Genomic DNA, 1,017 nt, shown 5'->3' on the forward strand with positions numbered 1-1,017 from the left:
TCGTGGTAGGCGCCGATGACGCCGCTGCCAGGCATGATTTCGGGCGGGATGTTCGTGACGTAGCCCTTGATGCCGGCCAGCTGGCGCGCGCGGTCGATGGTCGCCTGGTCGAGCTCCTTGCGCGCTCCCGACACCTTCAAGAACCGTGCCTTCCGCATGGGCATCGCGCCCGCGGCGATCTTCTCCGCCTTCGCGATCATCAGGTTGATGTTGCGATCATCGCGCTTGTTGCGCTTGAACGACCACTGGTACACGATCCGCCGTTCACGAGCGCCGGCCCCGGTGCCCATCACCCGCGTCGATTCGAGGATCTGCCCATCAGTGAAGTAGTTGCCGTGGGCGTGGAAGTGCTCCTCCAAGTCGTAGGGAGCCTTCGTCAGGCGTGAGCCGACGATGAACGACAGTCCCGCGTCCTCGAGGGCGTTCAAGTTGCCCGCGGACAGCATGCCGGCGTCAGCGACGACCACGATGTCATCGATGCCGTGACGCTCCTGGAAGGCGTGCAAGACCGGGATCAGCGTGGTCGTCTCGGCCTTGTTGCCCTCGAACAGGTGCATCTCGAGCGGCACCCCGGCCTGGTCGACCAGCAGCCCGACCTGGACCTGCGGATCGACGCGATGCTCCTTGCTCATCCCCACCCGTCGCAGGGCGTCCTCGTCGTCATTCTCGAAGTGCAAGGTGGTGACGTCGTACATGACGAACGTCGCCGGGCCGGTGGCCTTCAAGGAGTAGGCCAGGCAGGCGCGTGCGATTTGGTCGCGGTAGCCGCGCTCGTTCACGCGTTGCAGCGACCGGAAGAGCGTCCTCAGAGCCACCGGCGGCGCGCCCACGGACGCCAGCACCCGTACCGTGTCGGCCTTCGACGTCGGCTCGATCAGCCGTGCCAGCACCATCGCACGGAACGCCTCGTCGTCGACGACGTCGAACCCCAGCCGCGTGTACGCGTCCGTCAGCACCCTCCACAGCACCGTCGCGGAGGTACGGACCGTGCGCCCGCCCGCGGCGACCTTCACGGGG

The 1,017-nt window shown here is 66.8% G+C and carries 1 protein-coding gene; it reads right to left on the bottom strand.

Going from position 1 to position 1,017, the window contains the following annotated elements:
- A partial coding sequence (locus AOM04_RS14130; protein ID WP_169816454.1) for an IS1634 family transposase occupies positions 1-1,017 on the bottom strand: 1,017 nt, incomplete at both ends.

Source organism: Demequina soli (assembly GCF_000971195.1).
Classification (GTDB): Bacteria; Actinomycetota; Actinomycetes; order Actinomycetales; family Demequinaceae; genus Demequina; species Demequina soli.